Below are 22,996 nucleotides of genomic sequence, written 5' to 3' on the forward strand. Positions count from 1 at the left end.
CTCCAGTACCGCAGCGACGTCATCGACGGCTGCCTCACCGGCACCGGACTCATCCCCGCCCCACCATGACGACATCACGCATTCAAGGTCAGTAAGCGGCTTGGCGTGAAGGCCACCGTCACGGGCTGAAGGACGACGAACTCGCCGCGGTCGTCGAGGCCACCCGGCTCAAGGCCGCAGCTCCGGGAGGTGTAGGGCGGCGTTGCACGGCGTGTCCCCGGCTGGCCGGGGGCGCGCCGTCCCGGGTCGGCCGTCCATCCGCCGCGCGGTGCGACTCTAGGAGTGCCGCACCCCCGTCCGGAGAGGAACCGTCATGCCGTCCGTACCAGGCCACCGCATCACCGTCGAGCAGGGCACCGACCACGTCCGGGTCGTCCACGACGGCCAGGTCGTCGCCGACAGCCGCCGTCCGCTGCTGCTTCACGAGACCGGCTATCCGGTGCGCTATTACCTGCCGCCCGAGGATGTACGGACGGATCTGCTGGTTCCGTCCGACACCCGTACCCACTGCCCGTTCAAGGGAGATGCCTCCTACTGGTCACTTTCCGGTGGTCCGGAGGACATCGCGTGGGCCTACCCTGCGCCGAAGTCCGCGGTCGCGCAGATCAAGGATCACCTGTGCTTCTACGAGGCGGAGTTGGGGTAGGGGCACGGCACGGCGGTGAGTAGGAAAGTTTCCTAACTATTCCCCGTCAGGCTTATTGACGCGTACATGCGCTGTCGTCAAGATTCCTCCGAACGGCACCTCCGCCGACCGAGGAGACGGACATGACGCCCACCCCCCGCGCCGCGAAGTCCCGCACCACCCGCCCGGCCAGGCCCTTCCTCACCAACCCCCGCACCGGCATACCCACCGCCGCGGGCGCGGTCCTCGCGCTCGTCGGCGGTGCGCTGCTGTGGTCGCCGGCCGGGCGCGCGGACGCCGCGCCCGAGCGGACGGCCGCCAAGGCCGGTGCCTTCACCGTGGTCGCCGCCGGTGACATCGCCGAACGCTGCACCGCGAGCAGCAGCAGCTGTGTGCACCCGAAGACCGCGGCCCAGGTCAAGAAGATCGACCCGGCCTTCGTGCTCACCATGGGCGACAACCAGTACGACGACGCCCGGCTGGAGGACTTCCAGAAGTACTACGACACCTCCTGGGGCGCCTTCAAGGCCAAGACCCACCCGGTGGCCGGCAACCACGAGACGTACGACCCGGCCGGCAAGCTGGCCGGCTACAAGTCCTACTTCGGCTCCGTCGCCTACCCCAAGGGCAAGAGCTACTACAGCTTCGACCACGGCAACTGGCACTTCGTCGCGCTGGACTCCAACAGCCTGAACTCCACCCAGGCCAAGTGGCTCAAGGACGACCTCGCCGCCAACTCCAAGAAGTGCGTGGCCGCTTACTGGCACCACCCGCTGTACTCCTCCGGCGAGCACGGCAACCAGCCGGTCAGCCGCTCGGTGTGGAAGCTGCTGTACGACGCCAAGGCGGAGCTGGTCCTGAACGGGCACGACCACCACTACGAGCGCTTCGCGCCGCAGGACGCGGACGGCAAGGCCGACCCCAAGGGCCTGGTCGAACTGCTCGCCGGGATGGGCGGCGCCAACCCGTACACGATCGAGGAGGTCCAGCCGAACAGCGAGAAGCGGCTGACGAAGACCTTCGGCGTGGTCAAGCTGAACCTCACCGAGGACGGGTTCTCCTGGGACCTGATCGGCACGGACGGCAAGACGAAGGACAGCAGCCCGTCCTACCAGTGCCACTGACCGGCCCGGGACCCACCCGCCATGTATCTCGCCACCACGGACGCGGCCGCCGCCACCTCGAAGCTGACGCGCGGCCGCGTCGCCGGACCGGTCCTCGCGCTCGGCACGGTCAGCCTGGTCACCGACATCTCCTCGGAGATGGTCACCGCGGTACTCCCGCTCTACTTCGTCCTGCAACTGGGCCTCTCGCCCCTCCAGTTCGGGTTCCTGGACGGGCTCTACAACGGCGTCACCGCACTCGTACGGCTGGTGGGCGGACACGCCGCCGACCGCGGCGGGCGGCACAAGCTCGTGGCCGGCACCGGTTACGCGCTGTCCGCGCTCTCCCGGCTGGGCCTGTTGCTCGCGGGCGGCGGCACAGCCGGGATCAGCGCGGCCATCGCCGGCGACCGCATCGGCAAGGGCGTACGGACCGCCCCGCGCGACGCGCTGATCTCGCTCAGCAGCCCGCCCGACGCGCTGGGCCGGGCATTCGGCGTGCACCGCGCGATGGACACCACGGGCGCGCTGCTCGGACCGCTGGCCGCGTTCGCCCTGCTGTGGGCGACCGCCGATGCCTACGACGCGGTGTTCGTCGTCAGCTTCTGCGTCGGGCTGCTGGGCGTGCTGCTGCTGGTCGCGTTCGTGCCGGGGCGCGACGCCCTGGGCCCGGCGGCCGCCGCACCCGCCGCCGGGCCGCGGGTCCCGCTGCGCAGCCGGATCGCCGAGCCGCTGCGCGACGCCGCCTTCCGGCGCATCATGCTGGCCGCCGCCCTCCTGGGCGCGGCCACCATCGGCGACTCGTTCGTCTACCTGCTGCTCCAGCGGCAACTGGACTTCGCGGTGCGCTGGTTCCCGCTGCTGCCGCTCGGCACCGCCGCGGTCTACCTGCTGCTCGCGGTGCCCGCCGGGTGGCTCGGTGACCGCATCGGACGCCGGGTGCCGTTCCTCCTCGGCCACGCGGCACTGCTCGCCGCCTACCTGCTGCTGCTCACCGTCGGCGACGGCACTGTGCTGCTGGCCGGTGTGCTGGTGCTGGTCGGTGTGTTCTACGCGGCCACCGACGGCGTGCTGATGGCTCTGGCAGGGCCGGTCCTTCCGGTGGCGCGCCAGGCGAGCGGCATGGCCCTGCTGCAAACGGGCCAGGCGCTGTGCAGGCTGCTCGCTGCGGCCGGGTTCGGTGCCGTCTGGACACTGTGGGGCAGCCGGGCGGCGCTGGTCGCCGCCGCCTTCGTCCTCGCGGCCGCCCTGGCGGGCGCCGCCGCACTGCTCCCCCGTACGGAAAGGCGGTCCTCGTGGTCGTGACGGATACGGCAGACCTCCCGGAGACGGAGGACGCAACGGGCACGGCCCGCCGAAGCCACCCCGCCGGGTTCTCGATGCGCGCTCGCATCATCGCCATCGCGGTGGCCACGGCCGTCCTCACCACGGTCGCCGTGGTCTACACGGTGTCGGCGGCCCGGCGCGCTGACTCCGCCGACACACCCTCGGCGTTCGGCCTGGACCGCGGGCAGTTGTACTTCCGCAGTACGCGGGACGGGGAGGGAGCGGGGCGGATCGCGCGCGTGGCCGCCCCTGCCGCGGGTCCCGGCGCCGCCGCTGCGGCGTTGACAGCGGACGCGTCCCCGGCCCCGGACCGCCGCACCACCGGCGGCCCCGCCTGCGAACGTTTCTACGCGGCCGGCGGCACCGCCCTGTGCCTCCAGCGCCGCCCCGGCATCCCCCCGGCCTCGTACGCCGTCGTACTGGACGAACGGCTGCGGGAGAAGCGCCGTATCGCCCTGACCGGCATCCCCAACCGGGCGCGGGTCTCCGCCTCGGGCCGGATGCTGTCCTGGACGATGTTCGCCACCGGCGACTCCTACGCCACCACGTCCTTCTCCACCCGTACGTCCATCCTCGACACCCGCACCGGCTACCTGATCAAGAACATGGAGGACATCCCGCTCACTCTCGACGGCCGCCGCTACCACTCCCCCGACGTCAATTACTGGGGCGTCACCTTCGCCCGCGACGACAACCGCTTCTACGCCACGGTCTCCACCAAGGGCCGCACCCACCTCGTCGAGGGCGACATGCGCCGCTGGGAGGCCCGCACCCTGCGCGAGAACCTGGAGTGCCCGTCGCTCTCGCCCGACAACACCCGCCTCGCCTTCAAGAAGCGGGTACGGGAGGCGGCCCGCGACCCCTGGCGGCTGTACGTGCTCGACCTCCGCACCATGCGCGAACATCCGCTCGCGGAACAGCGCAGCGTGGACGACCAGGCGGCCTGGCTGGACGACCACACGCTCGGCTACGCGCTGCCGGGCAGCGGCGGCAAGGGCAGCGACATCTGGACCGTCCCGGCGGACGGCACGGGCGCCCCGGCGCTACGGGTGGCCGGGGCCTCGTCGCCGGCGCTGGTGCGCTGACCGGGGCGGGGGCCTGGGCCGGGGCTCCGGCCCAGGCCGAGACGCTGGCCGAGGCCGAGACCGGGCGCTGCTCCGCCGGGCGGCTAACCCGCCGTCCGGGGACCCTCGCCGACGCACAGGCGAGGCGCGCTCCCGGCCGCGTCCACCGGCCCGTCGAGCCGGTCCGCCAGCCCCTGCGCCCAGCGGGTGAGGCCGGACACGTCGATGTCGTACGGAACGGTGTCCGCGTACGGGCCGATGGCACCGGCGCCCCGGAGCAGCAGCGCCGCGCCGCCCTTGGCGTTGCCCCGGGCGGCGTGGGTCAGGCCGACGGCCAGCTGGGCGAGACCGCGCCACAGCTGCCGCTCCGCCTCGGGGGACATCTTCCAGGCGTCCTCCAGCACCTCGTGGGCGTGGAAGGGCAGTCCGCGGTCCAGGAGGTCCTGTGCCTCGGTGAGGGCCTCGCGGGGACTGCGTTCGACACCCTCGGGCTGGCGTGCCACGCCCGGCGCGCCGTACGGCAGCGGGCGCCCGAGACCGTCCCGCGGCCGGGCGTTACGGGCCCGGCCCTCGGGGTCCCGGTCCCGGACACCGGCCGGGTCCGCGCCCGGGGCTTCGGGCAGGCCGGTGTCCAGTCCTCGGTTCGGGTCGCGGGCAGCCATGGTCCGTCCTTCCGGTTGCGGCGGGGCCGCCACGGGAGCGTCGGCGGCCCCGGCACCGGCTCCGGACCTGCCTACGGTTCCAGCTCCGGCTCCGCAGTGTTCGCAGCCGGGCTCCGCCGGTCGGTCCGTGATCCGGCCGCACTCCCGGCACACCCGGTCCAGCCAGCAGGCCGGGTCGCCGCCCTCGTCGTGTCGTGTCACGTTCACGGTTTCGATTGTGCAGGGTGTGACCGGGCCCTGTTCTCCCGAGACTGCCGCGAAGTGATGCGGGCCGTAGCCGGAACCGACAGGAGGCGTCCCCGCGGACCGGTCCGCGCCGGGCGGGACCGTCGGCAAAGCGCAGGGAGTTTCCAAGGATCGACCGGCTGGAGAAGTGTGGCCTGGTCCGCCGTATGCCCCACCCCACCGACCGCCGCGTGAAAGTCATCAGCTCACCCCCGGGGGCTGCGCGCTGCGTGATCGCGTCATCCTGCACACCACCTGGTCAAGGCCGGGCACAGCGTCGTCCTTGTCGGCCGGGACGCGAAGCGCACCCGGGACGCCGCTGAAAGCCTGCACGGCCTGGGCTCTTCGGAGCGGGAAGCAGGCCCGCCGAGGACGTTCACCGCCGATCTGGATCAGTGGTCACAGGTACGGGCCCTGGCCGCGGAACTCGCTGCCGACAGCCGCCCGGTGGACATCCTCATCAACAACGCGGGGGCGGCCTTCCCCCGGTACGAGCAGACAGCGGACGGCACAGCAACGCCGGCGGGCCGATGCGGTTGAGCGCTCCGCTGTTCCGGCCGATCGCCATCACCCCGGACGAAGGGGTGCAGACCCCTGTCCGGCTCGCCACCGCCTCGTCCGCACCCCAGCCCAGCGGCGGCTTCTTCAGCGAGTCCCAGTCGGACACCCCTTTGCGCCTGGCTCTGGGCCGGCCGCGAGATGGCCGGAACACGACGGTGCCCAGCACCCGTACGTCCCTGGGGATCAGCCGTTCAGGAACCGTCCCCGGGCGTGCGCCGGCCGCGTACGTACATCCGCCAGCCGTACACCGCTCCCACCGCGAGGGCCACCGAGAAACCGCCGGCGACCGCCCACGCCGTGGTGTCCGACCACCGTCCGGGCTCCCGGGAGACCTGTGCGGCGACCGGCCGCGCCGAGGCGGAGCGGTGTCCGGACCCGCTCCGCGCTCCGTCGGCCGTCGGGGCTGCCCGGCCGCCCGGCGCGGCGGCGGCCTGGAGCGAGCCCACCGGGCGCGCCTTGCCCACGGCGCTGAAGCCCCAGTCCAGCAGTGCCGCCGCCTCGTTGTACACGGCGTTGGACGCGCCGGACTGCGGGTTCAGCACCGTCACCAGGAGCGTGCGACCGCCCCGTTCGGCCGCTGCGATCAAGGTGTTGCCGGCGTTGCTGGTGTAGCCGTTCTTGACGCCGACGATGCCGGGGTAGCGCCGCGTCCCGTTCGCGCCGGACAGCATCCGGTTGGTGTTCTGGATCTCGAACGAGGGACTGCCCCTGCTGGGGAACCGGGCTGTCGTCGTGCCGCAGTACCTGGCGAAGTCCGCGTGGGCGAGGCCCGCGCGGCCGAACACGCTCAGGTCGTACGCCGAGGAGACCTGCCCCGGGCTGTCGTACCCGTCCGGGGACTTCACCGTGGTGTCCTTGGCGCCCAGCTGCCGCGCCCGGGCCTGCATCTCCCTGGCCGTGGCCGCCCAGCCGCCGTTCATCGCGGCAAGCACCCGTACCGCGTCGTTGCCGGAGCGCAGGAAGACACCGCGCCACAGATCGGCGACCTGATAGCTGCGGCCCTCCTTGATGCCGACGAGGCTGCTGCCCGGGCCGATGCCCGCCAGCTCCTGCGGGGTGACCTTGTGCACGGCCCCCGCGCGGAACTTCGGCAGCACGGTGACCGCGAACAGGGTCTTGAGGGTGCTGGCCGGCGCGAGCCGCTGGTGCGCGTTGCGGGCCGCCAGCACATCGCCCGTACGGACGTCGGTCACCGTCCAGGCCCGGGCCGACACGCCGTCCGGCAGCGCGGGGGCCCCGGCCCCCAGCACTTCGCGTCCCGTACGGTCGCCCAGCTGGTCCGCCGCCCGCCCCTCGGCCGCCCCCGCCCCCGGTTCCACGGCCCGCCGGCCCGCCGTCACCTGCCCGGCGTGGGCCGCCCCCGGTATGGAGGTGAGCGTCAGCCCGGTGGCGGCGATGACGGCCAGCACACCGGCTTTCCGGGACAAAAGCGCGTGAAGTGCCATGCCTTCACGCTAGGAAGCGCGCACGCGGACCGCAGACGGGCCTACGCCAGACGGCCGAAGCGCCGGAAAGCGGAACGGATGCGGGCGGGATGCGGGGGTTCGACGCACATCTCGCACAGCAGAGGCCAAAGGCTCACGGGCGGCCACGACGGGGCCGGGGGCCGCCGACCAGGCCCGCGGCGCGACGCTCGGGCCGCACCGGCCCCGTACGCACGAGGACCCGCCCGGTGCGACGGGGGATGCACACCGGGCGGGCCTCACGACCTTTCTACCGCATGAAGGAACGGTTATGCCTCAAAAACTTGTTCGCCCCGCGATTACCAGGCGACGGGGAGCGAGATCAAGCCACGTGCGCGCAGCGTCCGCCGGTGACGCAGCGCGGACCGCGGAACATCGAGCCGCAGCCCGGGAAAACGGCTGATGAGAGCGGCCAGCGCGGTCTCCGTCTCCAACCGTGCCAGGGCCGCGCCGAGGCAGTAGTGAATGCCGTGCCCGAACGTGAGGTGGCCCCCGGCATCGCGGCCCGGATCCAGCACGCCGGCATCGGCGAAACGGTGCGGGTCCCGATTGGCCGAGGCAAGGGAGAGCAGCACAGTCTCGCCCGCGGGCACCCGTACGCCGCCGAACTCCACGTCCTCCACGGGGAACCGGCGGATGGCCAGTGCGACCGGCCCGTCGTAGCGTGCGAACTCCTCCACCGCCCCGGAGAGTTCGGCCGGATTCGCACGCAACGCCGTGAGGCGGTCGGGGTGGTCCAGCAGGGCGAGTACGGAATTGCCTATGAGATGGACGGTGTTCTCGTAGCCGGCGAAGAGCAGGAGGAAGGCCAGCGAGGTCAACTCGTCCTCGGTGAGCCGGTCCCCGGCGGCGTCCGGCCCCGCACCGCCGTCCGTACCACCGCCCTCCGTACCGCCGTCCCTGACCATGATCAGATCGGACAGCAGATCGTCCCCCGGCGCGGTCCGCTTCGCCGCGATCAGGCCGGTGTAATAGCGCATCATCGCCCCGACCGCCTTCTTCATCTGCTCGGGCCGGGCGGGGTCAGGCGTGATGAGCGCGTCCGTCCAGCTCCGGAAGTCCGGGCGGTCCGCCTCCGGTACGCCCAGCAGGTCGCAGATGACGACGATGGGCAGCGGACCGGCGTAACTCTCCATCAGGTCGGTACGGCCCGCGTCCGCCACCGCGTCCAGCAAGCCGTCCGCGAGCCGCCGCACGGGATCCCGCAGCTTCTCGACCCGGGCGGGGGTGAACGCCTTCGCCACCAGGCGGCGCACCCGTGTGTGGTCCGGCGGGTCCATGTTGAGCAGGTTGGCGTCCAGCGCGGGCGGCAGTGAGAAGCCCCGGTAACCACCCTGAGCGTGGCGCTTGTCCAGCGAGAGCCGGGGATCGGCCAGGCCCCGGCGCACATCCTCGTACCGGGTCACCAGCCACGCGGGCTGCCCGTCGGGGCCGGCGATGCGGTGTACGGGCCCGGCCTTCCGCAGCGCGTCGTAGCCGGTGTACGGGTCGTCCAGAAGGTACGTCACATCGATGAGGTCGTCGGGGCCGGTCTCGGCGGTGTTCTGCATGGTCCACGACTCTAGGGGGTGGCCGCCGGGACGGTCGGCGCCCGGCGGCGCCACCGGCTTCAGTGTTGCTGCATGGCGCTGCGCTGCCGCAGTTCGGTGAGCACCGTGTCGGTCAGCGGTGAATGATAGACGTCCGCGACCCGCGCCAAGTGCTCGTACTCCGCCGCCAGTTCGGCGACCCTGCTCGGCCCGCACGTACCGAACCGGCCCTCCGGCAGCTGCTCCCGCGCCCCGGCCGCCCAGTGCGGCGGGCGCGCCCCGGGCCGTTCGTCGGCCGTCACCACCACGCTGTCGGCCCCGAGGACGGGCACCAGCCCGATCGCCCGGTTCTCCAGCCCCCGGCGCAGCGCGGCGGCCTCCGCGACGGCAGCCAGCTGCCGTTCGTCCGCCACGACCGCACGCCCGCGCTCGCGCGCGATGTCGATCGTGTCCGACTCCACGTACCGCCGGATGCCGCGCTGGACGTCCCGGATCTCCGCCATCTGCTGGTCGGCGCGCCACTGCAGGCCGGTCAGCGGCCACCGGCCGGACCAGGCGGCATGCCGCTCGGTCACCTCGGAGGCCTGCGCCGCGACGTCCTTCCACAGCGGGTGCAGCCGGCGCAGCCGGCGCCAGGCGCACGCCCGGGTGGCCGCGGCGGGCAGCGCGAGCCCGGCCAGCACCAGGACCGCGGCGACCGAAGCGCACAGCGGCGCCACCCCGTTGGAGAGCCACAGCGCCTCGTGCCCGGCCCACGACAGCGCGAAGCCGGCCAGCTTGCAGGCGCAGTACACCAGGCCGAGCCAGCAGCCCGCTGCCAGCACCCGCAGCCCGCCGGCGAGCCAGGACGGGCCGAGCCGGCGGGCGTAGCGCGGGCAGAGGGTGCCCAGGCCCGCGAGGCTCGTGCCGAAAATGGCCAGATACAGCACCAGGAACGCCATCACTCCCGGCGATCCGGCGTACGCCGTACTGAAGTCGCGGGGGTGTTCGACGTCGTCGGGCCGCCCGAAGACGAAGCAGGCCACCGCCGCCACCCAGGCCGCGGCCACGACCGTCACGGCCGTACGGGACCGCTGCCGGGCCCGCGCCCGGCCTTCCGCGCCCGTGCCGCCGTTCCAGCGCAGCAGCAGGACGAACGCGCCGGCCGCGAACACCACGACCGAGGAGTAGACGCACACCATCGCCAGGTTCGGCACGCCGGTCAGCCGGTCGAACCCCTGGTAGACGCTGGGCGCGGAGAAGACGAACACCGTCGCCACGCCCACGCTCATCACACAGGTCAGCCCCAGGTCCGCGTTGCCGCGGTCGTGAAGCCAGGCACGGATCTTGAAGGCGACGACCGTCCAGGCCACCGCGCCGAAACACAGATACAGCACGTCAAACACTCGATCCCCCGTCCGAGTCACCCGTACCGGCACCATCCACGGCGCCGCCCTCCCCGCCGAATCCGTCCTTCCCGCCGGCGCCGCCCTCCCTGCCGACTCCGCCACTGTCGCGGCCCGTGCTGCCGTCCCACTCGGCGCGCCGGTGCCGCAGCGCGGGTGCCAGAGCGGCGGCGAGGGCGGCGTCCTGCCCCGTCAGCTCTGGTTCACGGTCCACCGCCGATGGCACGACCCGCTCCATGAGCAGCGCGCCCAGCACCTCCGCCGCCCGGCGGCCGGGCCCGTAGCGGCCCGGCGTGTCGCACTCAGACGCTTCGGCCGTCCCGTGGTCCAGCAGCAGACGGCCCAGTTCGTGCAGCACGATGTGTGTTTGGTGCCAGGGTGTGGTCCGGAGTTCGCAGAAGATCCAGTACCCGTCGGCGGCACGGGTCGTCAGCCCGGAGGCCGCGCCGCCCAGCCGCACCGGGGCCACTCGCACGGAACACCCCAGACGCGCCGCGACGGCATCGCACACGTCCGCCAGACCTGTCGGAGTGGGCAGGCCCAGCTCCCTGACCAGCCGCTCACACCGATACCGTCCACGCCGGGCCCGCGCGCCCGCGCGCAGCCGCCCCCACCGCTTCGCGCGCACACTCCGCGCCCCGTTTCCGGTCCGCGCGCCCCCCATCAGCATCCGCCCCCCGGCTGTGCTCCCCCGGATCCCGGCCGCCCGCGCCCCGCACGCAGTTGTCACCGCCGAAACCGCAGCCCGCATCGTGTCACGCGCGCGATATCGCGCACCAGTGCACTTACGGACAGTGAAAAACCGGGAAACGGCGACCCGCCGCCAAGGATTCCCAACCCGACCGTCCCCCGAACCGCGGCCACACCCCGGCCCGTTCGGCCGGCTCCGCACCCCGCCCCGGCCGCCGGCCCCGTACGGAAACGCCACGAAGGCCGCCCCCGCATCCCTGCGAGAACGGCCTACGACCTGCGAAAACGCTGGTCGGGACGACAGGATTTGAACCTGCGACCCCTTGACCCCCAGTCAAGTGCGCTACCAAGCTGCGCCACGTCCCGATGCCCGGCCGGTGCGGGTTTCTCCCCCGGCTGGCCGCGCATGAGAACAATACCGCATGTCAGGGGGTGTCCACCGCCAGGTTCCGGGTGGCGGCACGGCCCCGGCCGCCGCGGACCGGCCCGCAGGGGCGTGCGGGGTGATGAGTACGCGTACTCATGCGCCCCCGGCGAGGTGGCGGGACGCTACGCGCATGACCACTCCTTCGATACAGCGGCCGACGACCACCGCCTTCTTCGTGCAGTCCGCGATCTCGTTCGGGCTCTCCCTCGTCGCTCTGATGGTCGGGATCGCCAAGCTGCCCGTGGGCGCCTGGGAGCGGGGGTTTCTCGGGCTCGGTCTGGTCTTCGTGGTCTCGTCGGCGTTCACGCTGGCCAAGTGCGTACGGGACCGGCAGGAGGTCGAGGAGGTCACCAACCGGGTGGACAAGGCCAGGATCGACAAGCTCCTGATCGAGCAGGACGTCTTCAAGCCGGGTCAGGTCTGACGGCCGGCGTGCGGACGCCGACGGTTTCGGGGCGGTCGCCCATGAGGTAACGGGCGCCCGCCCCCTTCACGGCCGCGGCGTCGTCCGGGTTGTACAGGCCGCACTTGCGCATGCTCAGGCAGCCGCACCCGATGCAGCTGGTCAACTGGCCGCGCAGTTTCTGGAGTTCGGCGATCTGCTGGTCGATGCGGCGGGTCCAGGTGCGGGCGACCTTGTTCCACTCGGTGGCGTTGGGGGCGCGGTCCTGCGGCAGCCTGGCCAGGGCCGCGCTGGTCTCCTCCAGGGAGAGACCGACCGTTTGGGCGGCCCGGATGAAGGCGATCCGGCGCAGGGTGGCACGGGCGAAGCGACGCTGGCCGCCGCCGGTGCGTTCGGAGTGGATCAGGCCCAGGCCCTCGTAGTAGCGCAGCGCGGAGGCGGCCAGTCCGCTGCGCCCGGCGAATTCCCCGATCGGGAGGCGGTCGTGGGATGAGGTCATGCCCGTCAGACTAGCGCTTGACTTCAAGTGGACTTGAAGTTGCAGGCTCTCTTCCATGACGAACGCGACCACGAACGGACCCGCTTCACCCGACGCGGACTTCGCCGAACTCCCGCGCCTGATGAGCCTGATGACCGGGGACGAGAAGCACGGCCCGGCCGCCACCTCCACCCTCGACGCCTTGTGGGTGCTCTACGACCGGGTGCTGCGGGTCTCCCCCGCCACCGCCGAGGCCCCGGACCGGGACCGCTTCCTGCTCTCCAAGGGGCACGGCCCGATGGCCTATTACGCGGTGCTCGCCGCCAAGGGCTTCTTCCCCACCGCGTGGCTGCCGGGCTTCGGCTCGTACGACTCGCCGCTCGGCCACCACCCGGACCGGCTGCTGGTGCCGGGCGCGGAGATCGGCAGCGGTTCGCTGGGGCACGGGCTGCCACTGGCCGTGGGAACGGCGCTGGGCCTGCATGCCCAGGGCCTCACCGACCCGGCGGTGTGGGTGCTGATCGGCGACGCCGAGCTGGACGAGGGCAGCAACCACGAGGCCATCGCGTACGCGGGTGCCGCGGGCCTGTCCCGGCTGCACACGCTGGTCGTCGACAACTCCTCGTCGTCCCACGGCTGGCGCGGCGGGATCGCCTCGCGGTTCGAGGCCGCCGGCTGGTCGGCGGTGACCGTGGACGGGCGCGACCACGAAGCGCTGTACGCGGCGTTCACCGCGCCGCACCCGGACCGGCCGCACGCGGTGATCGCCCGGGTGGAGGCCAAGGAGCACGCGGGCGAGCCGGAGACGGAGCCAGAGGCGGAGGCGGCCTGAGGCGGGCCCCCGACCCCAGCCCCGGCTCCGTACCCGTACCCGCACGCCCCCGCATCGCCCCGCCCCGCATCACCCGCCCCCACCGACTTCACAAAGGATCACTCTGATGGACACCATGCGCGAACGTTTCGCCTCGGTCACCACCCAGCTGCTGGACGAAGACCCGCGACTGGCGGTCGTCCTCGCCGACATCGGCGTGGACGGCTTCCGGTCCGCACGGAAACGCCACCCCCGGAGGGTGGTGAACGTCGGTATCAGAGAGCAGTTGCTCGTCGGGGTGGGCGGCGGCCTGGCCCTGTCCGGGCTGCGGCCCGTCATGCACACCTTTGCCAGCTTTCTGGTGGAACGCCCCTTCGAGCAGGTGAAGCTGGACTTCGGGCACCAGGACGTGGGCGGCGTGCTGGTGAGCGCCGGCGGTTCGTACGACTGGCCGGCCGGTGGCTTCACCCACATGGCTCCGGGGGACATCGCCCTGCTCGACAGCCTGGAGGGCTGGACGATGCACGTCCCCGGCCACCCGGACGAGGCCGAGACGCTGCTGCGGCACGCCGCCGCGGCCGGTGACGACAAGGTCTATGTGCGGCTGTCCGTCCAGGGCAACGAAGCGCCGCGGGCGGTCGACGGAGCGCGCTTCCTCACGGTGCGCGAGGGGCGCGGCGGTGTCGTGCTCGCGGTCGGGCCGATGCTGGACAACGTCCTGGCCGCGACCGAGGGCCTGGACGTGACCGTGCTGTACGCGACGACCGTCCGGCCCTTCGACGCCGCGGCGCTGCGTACCGCGGTGGCCGGGTCGACGGCGGCGGACGTGGTGATCGTGGAGCCGTACCACGAGGGCACCTCGACCCGGCACGCGAACGACGCTCTGGCGCACGTGCCGCACCGCGTGCTCGGGCTCGGCGTCGGGCGCCGGGAGCTGCGCCGTTACGGGCAGCTCGACGAGCACGTGGCGGGCCAGGGCCTGGACGCGCGCTCGCTGCGCGAGCGGATCACCGGTTTCCTCAGCCGGTGAGGCCGGTCGTCCATGCGGCGCCTGGCGCCCACGCCCGCTATACCCGCTCGTCCAGCCACATCAACAGATCCCGCTGGACCTCGTCGCGGTTGGTCTCGTTCAGGATCTCGTGGCGGGCCCCGGGGTAGGCCCGCCAGGTCAGGTCCCGCAGGCCCAGGTAGCGGAAGTCCTCCAGGAGTTCGGCGACCTGCGTCAGCCGCTGGTTGCACGGGTCCTGGTCGCCGACGGCGAGGTGGACGGGCAGCCCGAGCGGTACGCGGGCGAGGTTGCGCGGGTCGTTGAGCTTGCGGACCGCGCGTACCCAGTCCAGGGCCAGCCCGGCGCTGAAGGGGAAGCCGCATGCCTCGTCGGCCACGTAGCGGTCCACCTCGGCGGTGTCGCGGGAGAGCCATTCGAAACCGGTGCGGGGCTCGTACGGGTCGTTGAAGGAGCTGAAGAGGTGCGGTACGAAGCCGGAGCGGGCCGCCCGGCCGCTCTCGGCGATCTCCGCCTCCAGGGTGGCGACGCTGGTCTCGATCTCGGCTCCGGGCAGGCTGCGGAAGGTGCCGCTGAGGATCAGGCCGGCCAGGTCGGCACCGTACTCCTGAGCGTAGTCGCGGGCCAGCATCGCGCCCATGCTGTGGCCGAGGAGGAACAGCGGCAGGCCGGGGTGGCCGGCGCCGGCCCGGTCTCCGATGTGCTTGAGGTCGCTGACGATGGCGCGCCAGGCGTCGTCACCCACGACGCCCAGGCCGCCGGTGGAGGCAGCCGTCGCGCCGTGGCCCCGGTGGTCGGAGGCGATCACCGCGTAGCCGTGGCCGGTCAGGAAGCGTGCGAACCGGTCGTAGCGCCGGGCGTGCTCCGCCGCGCCGTGCGCGATCTGGACCAGCGCTCGCGGCGGTCCGGATTCCGGCAGCCAGGTGTACGTGGCGATGCGGGCACCGTCCGGAGCCTGGTGGAAGTCCTGCTGTACGGCCTGCATGGCGCGCTCTCCTGACTGCCGGAACGTAGGGGGTGCGGGGTGGAGGTGGCAGGTGGGCGGGCCGCCCGCTGCGGGCCTCCGCCGCGGATCTTCGGCCCCACTCTCTCCCCGGAACCCGCCACCGGCCAAGAGGCTCTTCCGGCTGTTGCCGGGACGCGCCTTCCGCGAGGTGTTGACCTCGGACCAGCAGCGCGTGACACGATCAGTCGGCTCGCCGCAGGCCACCGACCCACGCAACCCCCCACTGCTGGAGGACCGTTGGACACCACGGACAGATCTGACAACGCTTCCCGGACCGCGCGCCTTCCGCGGCCCTTCTCCCGGCGCAGTTTCCTGCAGGGCACGGCGTCCGCCGCGGCGGTCACGGGCCTGGCCGGGCTGCCGGGACCGCTCGCCGCCACCGCGCACGCCGCCGGTACCGCCCGGTTGCCCACCCTCTCGTTCACCGCCGCCACGAACGGCGCCGGTACCCTCTCCCCCGCCGGCGACCGGCTGATCGCCGAGGTCCAGAACGTCCTGTGGTCCCTGCCGCGCGACGGCGGCGAGGCCCGCGCGCTGACGCCGCCGGACCTGGAACCCACCCGGCCGGTCTTCTCCCCCGACGGCAGCCGGCTCGCCGTCTGCGCCTACCGCGGCGGCGGCTTCCACCTCTGGACGCTGCGCCCCGACGGCTCGGACCTGCGGCAGCTGACCGACGGGCCGTGGGACGACCGCGGCCCGGCCTGGTCGCCGGACGGCACCCGGATCGCCTTCGCGTCCGAGCGGGGCGGTGATCCGGTGGCGGGCAGTCCGTACCGGATCTGGGTGCTGGACGTACGGACGCGGAAGCTGACCCGCGTCACCGGGCGGGACGGGCAGCAGGGCCCCCACCAGGACGGCGCGTGGGAGGACTTCGACCCCACCTGGTCGCCGGACGGTGAACGGCTGTGGTTCGTGCGCGGCGCGGTGTCCGATACGGCCCTGGACAGCCGTACCATCGCGTCCGTACGGGCCGACGGCGGCGGCGAGGTCGCCACCGAGCACACGGCCGTCGCCGGCACCCAGGCCATGGTTCCGGCCTTGGCGCCCGCCGCGAAGGGCGGTGCAGTCCGGCTCGCCTATCTGCGGACCACCGAGCGCCCCGGCGCGACGTGCGCCCTCGTGGTGGACGGCGCGGAGATCCCGGTGGACGGTGACGTGGAGCCCGTACCGCCGCGCTGGATCTCGCGCGAGGAGCTGCTGCTGACCGTCGGCGGACAGTTCACGGTGCTGCGGCCCGCCGCGCCGAACTCCGCGGAAACCATTCCCTTCAACGCCGACCTGCCGGTACGGCGGCCCCGCTACGAGGTCAAGGACTACGGTTTCGAGCGCACCGGCGTCCGGCCGGTACGCGGCGTGCACCTGCCCGCGCTCTCCCCCGACGGGCGCCAGGTGGCCTTCGCCGCCCTCAACTCGCTGTGGCTGGTGTCCGCTTCGGGCGGCAGGCCGCGGCGGCTCGTCCGGGCGGACGCCACCCGGTACGTCCTCGGGCCGAGCTGGGCCCGCGACGGCCGCTCCCTGCTGTACGCCGACGACCGGGACGGACTGTTCGCGGTCCGCCGGCACGACCTGGCGACCGGCGAGGAGACGGTGCTGGTGGGCGGGGGCCGGGTGCAGCCCGCCCTGTCGCCGGACGGCGGGCGGCTCGCCACCATCGACATGTCGGGAAATCTCGTCGTACGGAATCTGGCCGACGGCAAGGAGACAGTGACCGCCCCCCTGGGCGGCGGCGGGGTCCCGGGCCGGCCCAGCTGGTCCCCGGACGGCCGCTACGTCGTCTTCTGCGACCGCAACCGCCTCAACCGGCGCTTCCGCGAGGGCTACAACCTCATCCGGATCGTCGACACCCGCACCGGAAAGGACCGGCTGCACGCCCCGGACCCCGGGCACACACTGCGGTCGATCGCCGACCGTTACGACTCGGGCCCCGTCTGGTCGCCGGACGGCCGCTGGATGGCGCTGATCGCCGAATCCGCGCTGTGGGTGGTCCCCGTACGCCCGGACGGCACCCCCGACGGCGCCCCGCGCCGGCTGACCGACGAGAGCGCCGACCACCCGTCCTGGTCCGGCGACTCCCGCACCCTGCTGTACCTGTCGGCCGGCCGGCTGCGGCTGACCGGTGTGGACGGCGGCTCCGCCCGTACGGTCAGGGTGGACCTGGACCACCGTGGATCGCGCGCCCGGGACGCGGTCGTGCATGCGGGCCGGTTCTGGGACGGCACCGGCGAGGAGGTGCGCGAGGACGTCGACGTGGTGGTGCGGGACGGCCGGATCACCGGCGTCGAGCCGCACGGCCGGGCGGCCGGCCGGCGTGCCGCCCGCCGCGTCGACGCGTCCGGGCGCACCGTGATCCCCGGCCTGTGGGACTCGCACACCCACCCCTGGCAGACGACGTACGGAGGCCGGCAGACCGCGCTCCAGCTCGCCTACGGCATCACCACCGCGGTCTCCTTCGGCGGCTTCTCCTACGAGCAGGCCCGCATCCGGGAGGCCGTCGCCGCCGGCACGCTGGTCGGCCCCCGGCTGCTGTCCTGCGGCGAACTGCTGGACGGCAGCCGCGTCGCCTACAGCATGGGCCGCGCCCATGCCACGCGGGAGGGTTTGCGCCGGTCGCTGGAGCGCGGCGCGGCGCTGGACTGGGACTTCGTCAAGACGTACGTACGGGCCCCGGGCTGGATCATGGAGGAGGCCGCGCGCTTCGCGCACCAGCGGCTGGGGGTACGGTCCGGCAGCCATCTGCTGTCCCCCGGCGTGCAGCTCGGGCAAGACCTGACGACCCATCTGCAAGCCACTCAGCGACTGGAGTTCGGGCACGCCGTGTCCGCCTCCGGCCATGCCTACCAGGACGTGGAGGAGATCTACACCGACACGGACTTCCACCTCATCGCCACCCCCTTCACCGCCTCCGTGCTGCTGGGAGAGGACCCCGGTCTCGCCGACGACGACCGGGTCACGTCCCTCATGCCGCCGTGGGACGCCGCGCTGGCGCGGGAGAACGCGGGCCAGCGGCCCACCCCGGAGCAGCTCGGCGACATCGAGACCGAGGTCGGCGTCTACCGGCGGGTGCTGCGCGGCGGCGGTCTCGTCGCCCTGGGTACGGACCAGCCGCTGACACCGATCGGCCTGCATCTGCACCTGGCGCTGCGCGCACTGCACCGGTACGGGCTCACCGCGGCTCAGGCCCTGCGTACCGCCACCGCCCTGCCCGCCCGCGTCTTCGGCGCAGACCAGGACCTCGGCACGCTGGAGGAAGGCAAGCTGGCGGACCTGGTGATCGTGGACGGCGACCCGTTCACCGATTTCGACTCGCTGGTCCGTACGACGGCGACGCTGCGGGGCGGGCGGCTGTTCGAGACGCGGGAGCTGGTCGAGGCGTTCCCGTCGACGACCGACCGTGCGGTCAAGGCCGGGCCGGGTGAGGCGCACTGGCTGGAGGTCGGGCGGCAGCACCGGCGGGACTCATGCTGCGGGGCGGCCGACTGAGCGGCCGGGCCCGCGTGAAAGGGGGCGTGCGGGGCGGGACGGCGGCGCGCGGCGAACACCCACCGCGCCTCCCGCCGTCCTCCCGCGCGCCCTCACCCCTCCTTGGTCTGCCCCCGCTCGAAGTAGTCCACCAGCTCCGGGTCGAGGGGCGGCACCTCGCGCGGGGTGCCGCCGTCGCGGAGCGAGGCGGTGGCCCGGTCGCCCGCCGCCACCGCCATCCGGGCGGCGACCGGCGAGGTGTCGGTCCGCCCGCCGTGCCGGACGAACCGCAGGAACTCGTCCACGAGCAGCGGGTCGGCGCCGCCGTGCCCGGCTTCGTCGTCCGTCTCGCCGGACGGCAGCTCGTACACGGCATCGGCGTCGGCGCGGTACCCGGACTGGCGGGAGTTCCACACCCGTACCGAACCGCCCGGCCCGTCACCGAAGTTCTCCAGCCGGCCCGCGTCGCCGATGACGGTGTAGTTGCGCCAGTAATCGGGGCTGAAGTGACACTGCTGGTAGGCGGCCAGCACCCCGTTGTCCAGGCGCATGTTGACCAGGGATACGTCCTCGACGTCGATCCGCGGGTTCAGGCCGCGCTGGCTGCCGGGAGGCCAGTGCGTGTCGTGCGCCAGCCAGTCCGCCGGCCGGGGCTCCCCCGCCGCCCGCCTCATCCCGGGGTCGCCGTACACGGTCAGGTCGCCCAGCGCCTGCACCTGCCGCGCGTAACCGTTCGCGAGCCAGTGCAGCGCGTCCAGGTCGTGCGCGCCCTTCTGGAGCAGCAGCCCGTTGGTGTGCCGCCGCTCGGCGTGCCAGTCCTTGAAGTAATAGTCGCCGCCGTGTCCGACGAAGTGCCGTACCCACACGGTTCTGACCCGGCCGATGTCGCCGCGCGTGATCAGTTCGCGCATCAGGCGGATGACGGGCATGTGGCGCATGTTGTGGCCGACGTACAGCCGCGTACCGGTCTCGTGGGCGGTGCGCAGTATGGCGTCACAGTCCTCGATGGTGGTGGCGAGCGGCTTCTCCACGAAGACGGACCGGCCGGCGCGCAGCGCCTGGCGCGCCAGGTCCGCGTGGGTGTGGTCGGGCGTCAGGAGCAGGAGCGCGTCGAGACCGGGGTGGTGCAGCAGTGCGCGGTGGTCGGCGAACGTCTCGGCGCCGGGGAGGCGTCGGGTGGCGTACGCCAACGCGTCCGGGTCGGGGTCGGCCACCGCGGCGACCCGGGAGCCGTACCCCGGCCGGTGGGCGGTGAGCGCGAGATCGCCGCGCAGTCCGAAGCCGATGACGCCCAGGCGCAGATCGTCGGTCATGAGGTGCCTCCAGAGGCTGACGGACTCCATGGTCGGCGGGGTGCGGGACCAAGGAACGGCGGGGCGGCGAGGGCAGTGGGCCACCGGCGTCGCGCCTCCCTTCGCCACCCCACGGGAACACCGCCGGACGTGTTGCACGCACCGTAAACCACAGGGGTGGTGAACGGGTTCCGCGCGCTCCCATTGCTCGCATAAATGCAGGGAGTTGATGTTTTATGCGCCGTGCAGCAGGTATGCCAACGGGTATTGCACGAGGTAAGCAACCCGTGACGGTCCGGAACGGCAGGGTCGGGGACCAGGGCGACCGGCGGCGTACGCCCGGAGCGCGCCGTCCGGCAGGCAAGCAGGGAGCAGCACAGCGCGGGGGCGTTCGACGGAGGAGGCTCGTCTTGCACCGCTACTTCACCAACCAGCGGCATGAAGCACTCCGGCGCCGGGTACGGGATTTCGCCGAGCGCGAGGTCCGGCCCCGGATAGCCGAGATGGAGGCAGCCCGTACCGTCTGCCATGATCTGTCGCGCCTGATCGCCCGCCAAGGGTGGATCGGCGCGACCGTCCACCGGGCCTACGGCGGGATGGGCGCCGGGCATCTGGCCAAGACCCTCATCATCGAGGAACTGTCGCGGGTGAGCGGCGCCATGGGCGCCATGGTGCAGGCGTCCCAGCTCGGCGCCGCGAAGATCATCCACTTCGGCAGCGAGGCACAGAAGAAGGCCTGGCTGCCGGCCATCGCCACCGGCGCGTGCCTGCCGACCATCGCCGTCACCGAGCCGCAGTCGGGCGGCCATGTGCTCGGCATGACGAGCCGTGCGGTCCGGGACGGCGGCGATTACGTCCTCACCGGCCGCAAGATCTACGTCGGCAACAGCCACGTCGGCGACCTGCACGGCGTCGTCGTCCGTACGGGCGAGGGCTCCAAGGGCCTGTCGGCGTTCCTGGTGGAGGCGGACCGGCCGGGTCTGCGGGTCGGCGAGCAGCGGCAGGCGATGGGGCTGCACGGCTTCAGCTTCGGCGAGCTGTTCTTCGACGACTGCCGCATACCGGCGGCCAATCTGCTCGGCCGGGAAGGCGACGGGCTGGCCGTCGCGTACTCCTCCAGCGTGCTGTACGGACGGCCGAACCTGACCGCGGTGTCGCTCGGCATCCACCAGGCCGTGCTGGACGAGACCTCGCGCTTCTGCGCTGAGCGGGAACGCTACGGCAAGCCGCTGGCGCACCTCGGCAACATCAAGATCAAGCTCGGGCGCATCCAGTCCCGGCTGCTGATCGCCCGGCTGGCCGCCTACCACGCCGTCCACCTGCTCGACCAGGGCCTGCCCTGCGACGCGGAGCTGATGAACGCCAAGCTGGTCAACGTCGAGACCGCGCTGGAGTCGGCGCGCGACGCGATGGACATCCACGCCGCGTGCGGGCTGTTCACGGACCGCCCGGTGGAGCGCTACCTGCGCGACGCCCACCACATCTTCGCCCCGGCCGGCACCTCCGACATCCAGCTGCTGCGCCTGGGCGAGCTGGCGCTGGGCACGGCCAAGGGCGAGTGGTCCAGCCGGCTGGCGAACCTGGTGCGCCGGGAGCCGTCGGATGCCGCGGACGACGACCGGGCCGTGGAGCCCGCCGTCGCCGGCCGGTGCGCCTCCGCCCGGCGGGAGCGGGCGGAGTTGCAGCCGACCGGTTAGAGCGGCGCGAGGTGGCGCGGGCCTTCTTCCCGGGGCCCGCGCCACCCGTCCTCCCGGAACCCGCGCCGACCGCCCCACAGCCCGTATCACCTGCCCCGGAGCCCCGGTGGCCCGTGCCGCCGTCAGCCCTCCCCGGTGCGCTGCCGCTCCATGCGGTGGATCTGCTCAACGAGTTCGGCCGCCATCGACTTGATCGTCTCCAGCCCCTCGCGCCCCCACGGGCGGCGTTCGAGGTCCACCACGCAGACCGTGCCGAGGGCCGTGCCCGTACGGTCGATGAGCGGTGCGCCCAGGTAGGAGCGGATGCCGATCTCGTCCACGACCGGGTTGCCCGCGAAGCGCGGGTAATCGCACACGTCCTCCAGGACGAGCGCCTTGCGGCGGACGATGACGTGCGGGCAGTAGCCGTGGTCGCGGGCCATCACCCGGCCGGGCTGGGCGCTCGGCGGCGCGGGGCCCAGTTCGACGGGCGCCTGCTCGCCGCCGGGCGTGTAGAGGCCGGCGAAGTACTGCCGGTGCTCGTCGATGAAGTTGACCATGGCGTACGGCGCCCGGGTCGTCCGGGCCAGCTTGCGCGCGAACTCGTCGAAGGCGGGCAGCGGCGCCTCGCCGATGCCCAGCGCGCGCAGCCGGGCGACGCGGGCCGGCGCCTCGTGATCCTCCGGGGTCAGCAGCAGATGGCGTGTGGGGTCGTAGGAGACGTACGACGCGCGCGGGGCGGGACGGGTCACGGGAACTCCCGGGTGGCGGCGAGGGCGGGGGTCAGCAGGTGCTGGACGAGTGAGACCAGGACGTGGGTGGAAGAGCTGCACTGGCGGGCGTCGCAGAGCACGACCGGGGTGCCGGGCGCGAGGTCTATGGCGGTGCGCACCTCGTCCGGGCCGTAGTGGTACGCGCCGTCGAACTCGTTGACCGCGACGACGAACGCGATGCCGCGCCGCTCGAAGAAGTCGACGGCGGCGAAGCACTGGTCCAGGCGGCGGGTGTCGGCCAGGATGACGGCGCCGAGCGCCCCGTTGGACAGCTCGTCCCACATGAACCAGAAGCGTTCCTGCCCGGGTGTGCCGAAGAGGTAGAGGATGTGCTCGCGGTCGAGGGTGATCCGGCCGAAGTCCATGGCGACGGTGGTGGTGTTCTTGTCCTCGACCCCGGCCAGGTCGTCGGTGCCCACGCTGACCTGGGTGAGCAGTTCCTCCGTACTGAGCGGCTCGATCTCGCTGACCGCGCCGACGAAGGTCGTCTTGCCGACGCCGAAGCCGCCGGCCACCAGGATCTTCAGCGCCAGCGGGAACGGGTCGGCGGCGAAGTCCGCCGCGGCCCGCGCGGGTGACGAGCCCGCCGCCGACGGGAGCCGGGCGTCGGCGGACAGGGCGTCAGAGCCGTGTGCGTAGTCCATGCAACACCGCCTCCAGCAGGGCTCGGTCGGTACGGTTCGGGGGGCCCGACCCGCAGGTGGACACCTGCACGGGCGCGCGTGCGGCGAGCGCCCCGCAGTCGACCAGGTCGGCCAGCAGGACCTTGGTGACCACGGCGGGCAGATGTATGTGCGCGGCGACCTCGGCGACCGACATCGGCCCGCCGCACAGCCCCAGCACCTGGGCGTAATCGGGACCCTGGCAGGTGACGGGCGGCTTGCCGGTGGCTATCACCATGGTCAGCAGGTCGAAGTGCGCGGTCGGGCGGGTACGGCCGTTGCTGACCGTGTACGGGCGGACCAGGCGGCCGGCCTCGTCGTCCAGCCAGGGGATCTCCCGGCCCGCTCTGCGGCGGCGCCGCGCCCCCAT

Annotated in this window: 21 protein-coding genes and 1 tRNA gene; 10 read left to right on the top strand and 12 right to left on the bottom strand. The window is 72.9% G+C overall.

Annotation, left to right across the window (positions count from 1 at the left end; translation table 11 throughout):
* Positions 1–313: 313 nt before the first annotated feature.
* The 4 genes from ACZ53K_RS38955 to ACZ53K_RS38970 all read left to right on the top strand — a co-directional run bounded on the left by ACZ53K_RS38955 (position 314) and on the right by ACZ53K_RS38970 (position 4,139).
* Positions 314–646 (top strand): DUF427 domain-containing protein, encoded by a 333-nt coding sequence (locus tag ACZ53K_RS38955; protein WP_468846754.1) that lies wholly within the window; start codon positions 314–316, stop codon positions 644–646.
* A gap of 122 nt (positions 647–768) precedes the next feature.
* Positions 769–1,749, top strand: a complete 981-nt coding sequence (locus ACZ53K_RS38960; RefSeq protein WP_468846756.1) for a metallophosphoesterase family protein — start codon at positions 769–771, stop codon at positions 1,747–1,749.
* Between the two features lie 21 nt (positions 1,750–1,770).
* On the top strand, positions 1,771–3,033 hold the full coding sequence (locus ACZ53K_RS38965; RefSeq protein ID WP_468846758.1) for an MFS transporter: 1,263 nt from the start codon (positions 1,771–1,773) through the stop codon (positions 3,031–3,033).
* A gap of 74 nt (positions 3,034–3,107) precedes the next feature.
* Positions 3,108–4,139, top strand: coding sequence for a TolB-like translocation protein (locus ACZ53K_RS38970; RefSeq protein WP_468846760.1), 1,032 nt, complete (start codon positions 3,108–3,110; stop codon positions 4,137–4,139).
* An 83-nt stretch (positions 4,140–4,222) separates the two neighbouring features.
* Here ACZ53K_RS38970 and ACZ53K_RS38975 read toward each other — a convergent pair whose 3' ends face one another.
* The gene (locus tag ACZ53K_RS38975; RefSeq protein WP_468846848.1) at positions 4,223–4,780 is read right to left on the bottom strand and encodes a DUF309 domain-containing protein; all 558 of its coding nucleotides are present in this window, start codon (positions 4,778–4,780) and stop codon (positions 4,223–4,225) included.
* Positions 4,781–5,260: 480 nt separating this feature from the next.
* Between ACZ53K_RS38975 and ACZ53K_RS38980 the strand changes: the two genes are divergently transcribed.
* Positions 5,261–5,545, top strand: a complete 285-nt coding sequence (locus ACZ53K_RS38980) for an SDR family NAD(P)-dependent oxidoreductase (RefSeq protein WP_468846850.1) — start codon at positions 5,261–5,263, stop codon at positions 5,543–5,545.
* Positions 5,546–5,757: 212 nt separating this feature from the next.
* On the opposite strand, the gene ACZ53K_RS38985 is transcribed toward ACZ53K_RS38980, so the two are convergent.
* From ACZ53K_RS38985 to ACZ53K_RS39005, 5 genes are all read right to left on the bottom strand, one after another.
* Positions 5,758–7,011 carry a D-alanyl-D-alanine carboxypeptidase family protein gene (locus ACZ53K_RS38985; RefSeq protein WP_468846763.1) on the bottom strand — a complete coding sequence of 418 codons (1,254 nt, stop codon included), beginning with the start codon at positions 7,009–7,011 and terminating at the stop codon, positions 5,758–5,760.
* 317 nt (positions 7,012–7,328) lie between these two features.
* Positions 7,329–8,579, bottom strand: a complete 1,251-nt coding sequence (locus ACZ53K_RS38990) for a cytochrome P450 family protein (protein WP_468846766.1) — start codon at positions 8,577–8,579, stop codon at positions 7,329–7,331.
* A gap of 59 nt (positions 8,580–8,638) precedes the next feature.
* Positions 8,639–9,943: an MAB_1171c family putative transporter gene (locus tag ACZ53K_RS38995; RefSeq protein ID WP_468846768.1), complete on the bottom strand. Its 1,305-nt coding sequence runs from the start codon at positions 9,941–9,943 to the stop codon at positions 8,639–8,641.
* Entirely contained in the window at positions 9,936–10,418 is a 483-nt protein-coding gene (locus ACZ53K_RS39000; protein WP_468846771.1) for a hypothetical protein, read from the bottom strand. The genes ACZ53K_RS38995 and ACZ53K_RS39000 overlap by 8 nt, the downstream gene beginning before the upstream one ends.
* A gap of 504 nt (positions 10,419–10,922) precedes the next feature.
* A tRNA-Pro gene (locus ACZ53K_RS39005) sits at positions 10,923–10,999 on the bottom strand.
* Positions 11,000–11,190: 191 nt separating this feature from the next.
* On the opposite strand from ACZ53K_RS39005, the gene ACZ53K_RS39010 reads away from it, so the two are divergent.
* Complete coding sequence (locus ACZ53K_RS39010) at positions 11,191–11,484, top strand: YiaA/YiaB family inner membrane protein (protein ID WP_361592677.1); 294 nt, start codon at positions 11,191–11,193, stop codon at positions 11,482–11,484.
* Here the strand turns inward: ACZ53K_RS39010 and soxR are convergent.
* Positions 11,465–11,962 (bottom strand): redox-sensitive transcriptional activator SoxR, encoded by a 498-nt coding sequence (gene soxR, locus ACZ53K_RS39015; protein WP_468846774.1) that lies wholly within the window; start codon positions 11,960–11,962, stop codon positions 11,465–11,467. The genes ACZ53K_RS39010 and soxR overlap by 20 nt on opposite strands.
* 55 nt (positions 11,963–12,017) lie before the next feature.
* Between soxR and ACZ53K_RS39020 the strand changes: the two genes are divergently transcribed.
* Together ACZ53K_RS39020 and ACZ53K_RS39025 are read left to right on the top strand one after the other, a co-directional pair.
* Positions 12,018–12,773, top strand: coding sequence for a transketolase (locus ACZ53K_RS39020; RefSeq protein WP_468846776.1), 756 nt, complete (start codon positions 12,018–12,020; stop codon positions 12,771–12,773).
* 106 nt (positions 12,774–12,879) lie between these two features.
* Positions 12,880–13,782 carry a transketolase family protein gene (locus ACZ53K_RS39025; RefSeq protein WP_468846778.1) on the top strand — a complete coding sequence of 301 codons (903 nt, stop codon included), beginning with the start codon at positions 12,880–12,882 and terminating at the stop codon, positions 13,780–13,782.
* A gap of 37 nt (positions 13,783–13,819) precedes the next feature.
* On the opposite strand, the gene ACZ53K_RS39030 is transcribed toward ACZ53K_RS39025, so the two are convergent.
* Entirely contained in the window at positions 13,820–14,743 is a 924-nt protein-coding gene (locus ACZ53K_RS39030; RefSeq protein WP_468846780.1) for an alpha/beta fold hydrolase, read from the bottom strand.
* 258 nt (positions 14,744–15,001) lie between these two features.
* On the opposite strand from ACZ53K_RS39030, the gene ACZ53K_RS39035 reads away from it, so the two are divergent.
* A complete protein-coding gene (locus ACZ53K_RS39035) occupies positions 15,002–18,244 on the top strand; it encodes an amidohydrolase family protein (protein ID WP_468846782.1) in 3,243 nt (1,080 codons plus the stop codon).
* A 92-nt stretch (positions 18,245–18,336) separates the two neighbouring features.
* Here the strand turns inward: ACZ53K_RS39035 and ACZ53K_RS39040 are convergent, their stop codons facing one another.
* Entirely contained in the window at positions 18,337–19,536 is a 1,200-nt protein-coding gene (locus ACZ53K_RS39040) for a Gfo/Idh/MocA family protein (RefSeq protein ID WP_468846785.1), read from the bottom strand.
* 389 nt (positions 19,537–19,925) lie between these two features.
* Between ACZ53K_RS39040 and ACZ53K_RS39045 the strand changes: the two genes are divergently transcribed.
* Positions 19,926–21,212: an acyl-CoA dehydrogenase family protein gene (locus ACZ53K_RS39045; protein ID WP_468846787.1), complete on the top strand. Its 1,287-nt coding sequence runs from the start codon at positions 19,926–19,928 to the stop codon at positions 21,210–21,212.
* 122 nt (positions 21,213–21,334) lie between these two features.
* Here the strand turns inward: ACZ53K_RS39045 and ACZ53K_RS39050 are convergent, their stop codons facing one another.
* Genes ACZ53K_RS39050 through ACZ53K_RS39060 form a run of 3 tightly spaced genes read right to left on the bottom strand, consistent with a single transcriptional unit; the run spans position 21,335 to position 22,996 of the window.
* Entirely contained in the window at positions 21,335–21,943 is a 609-nt protein-coding gene (locus ACZ53K_RS39050) for a GAF domain-containing protein (protein ID WP_468846790.1), read from the bottom strand.
* Complete coding sequence (locus tag ACZ53K_RS39055) at positions 21,940–22,608, bottom strand: GTP-binding protein (RefSeq protein WP_468846793.1); 669 nt, start codon at positions 22,606–22,608, stop codon at positions 21,940–21,942. Before ACZ53K_RS39055 ends, ACZ53K_RS39050 begins: the two co-directional genes overlap by 4 nt.
* A complete protein-coding gene (locus ACZ53K_RS39060) occupies positions 22,586–22,996 on the bottom strand; it encodes a DUF742 domain-containing protein (RefSeq protein ID WP_468846796.1) in 411 nt (136 codons plus the stop codon). Before ACZ53K_RS39060 ends, ACZ53K_RS39055 begins: the two co-directional genes overlap by 23 nt.

The organism is Streptomyces sp. NPDC033221, assembly GCF_055577005.1.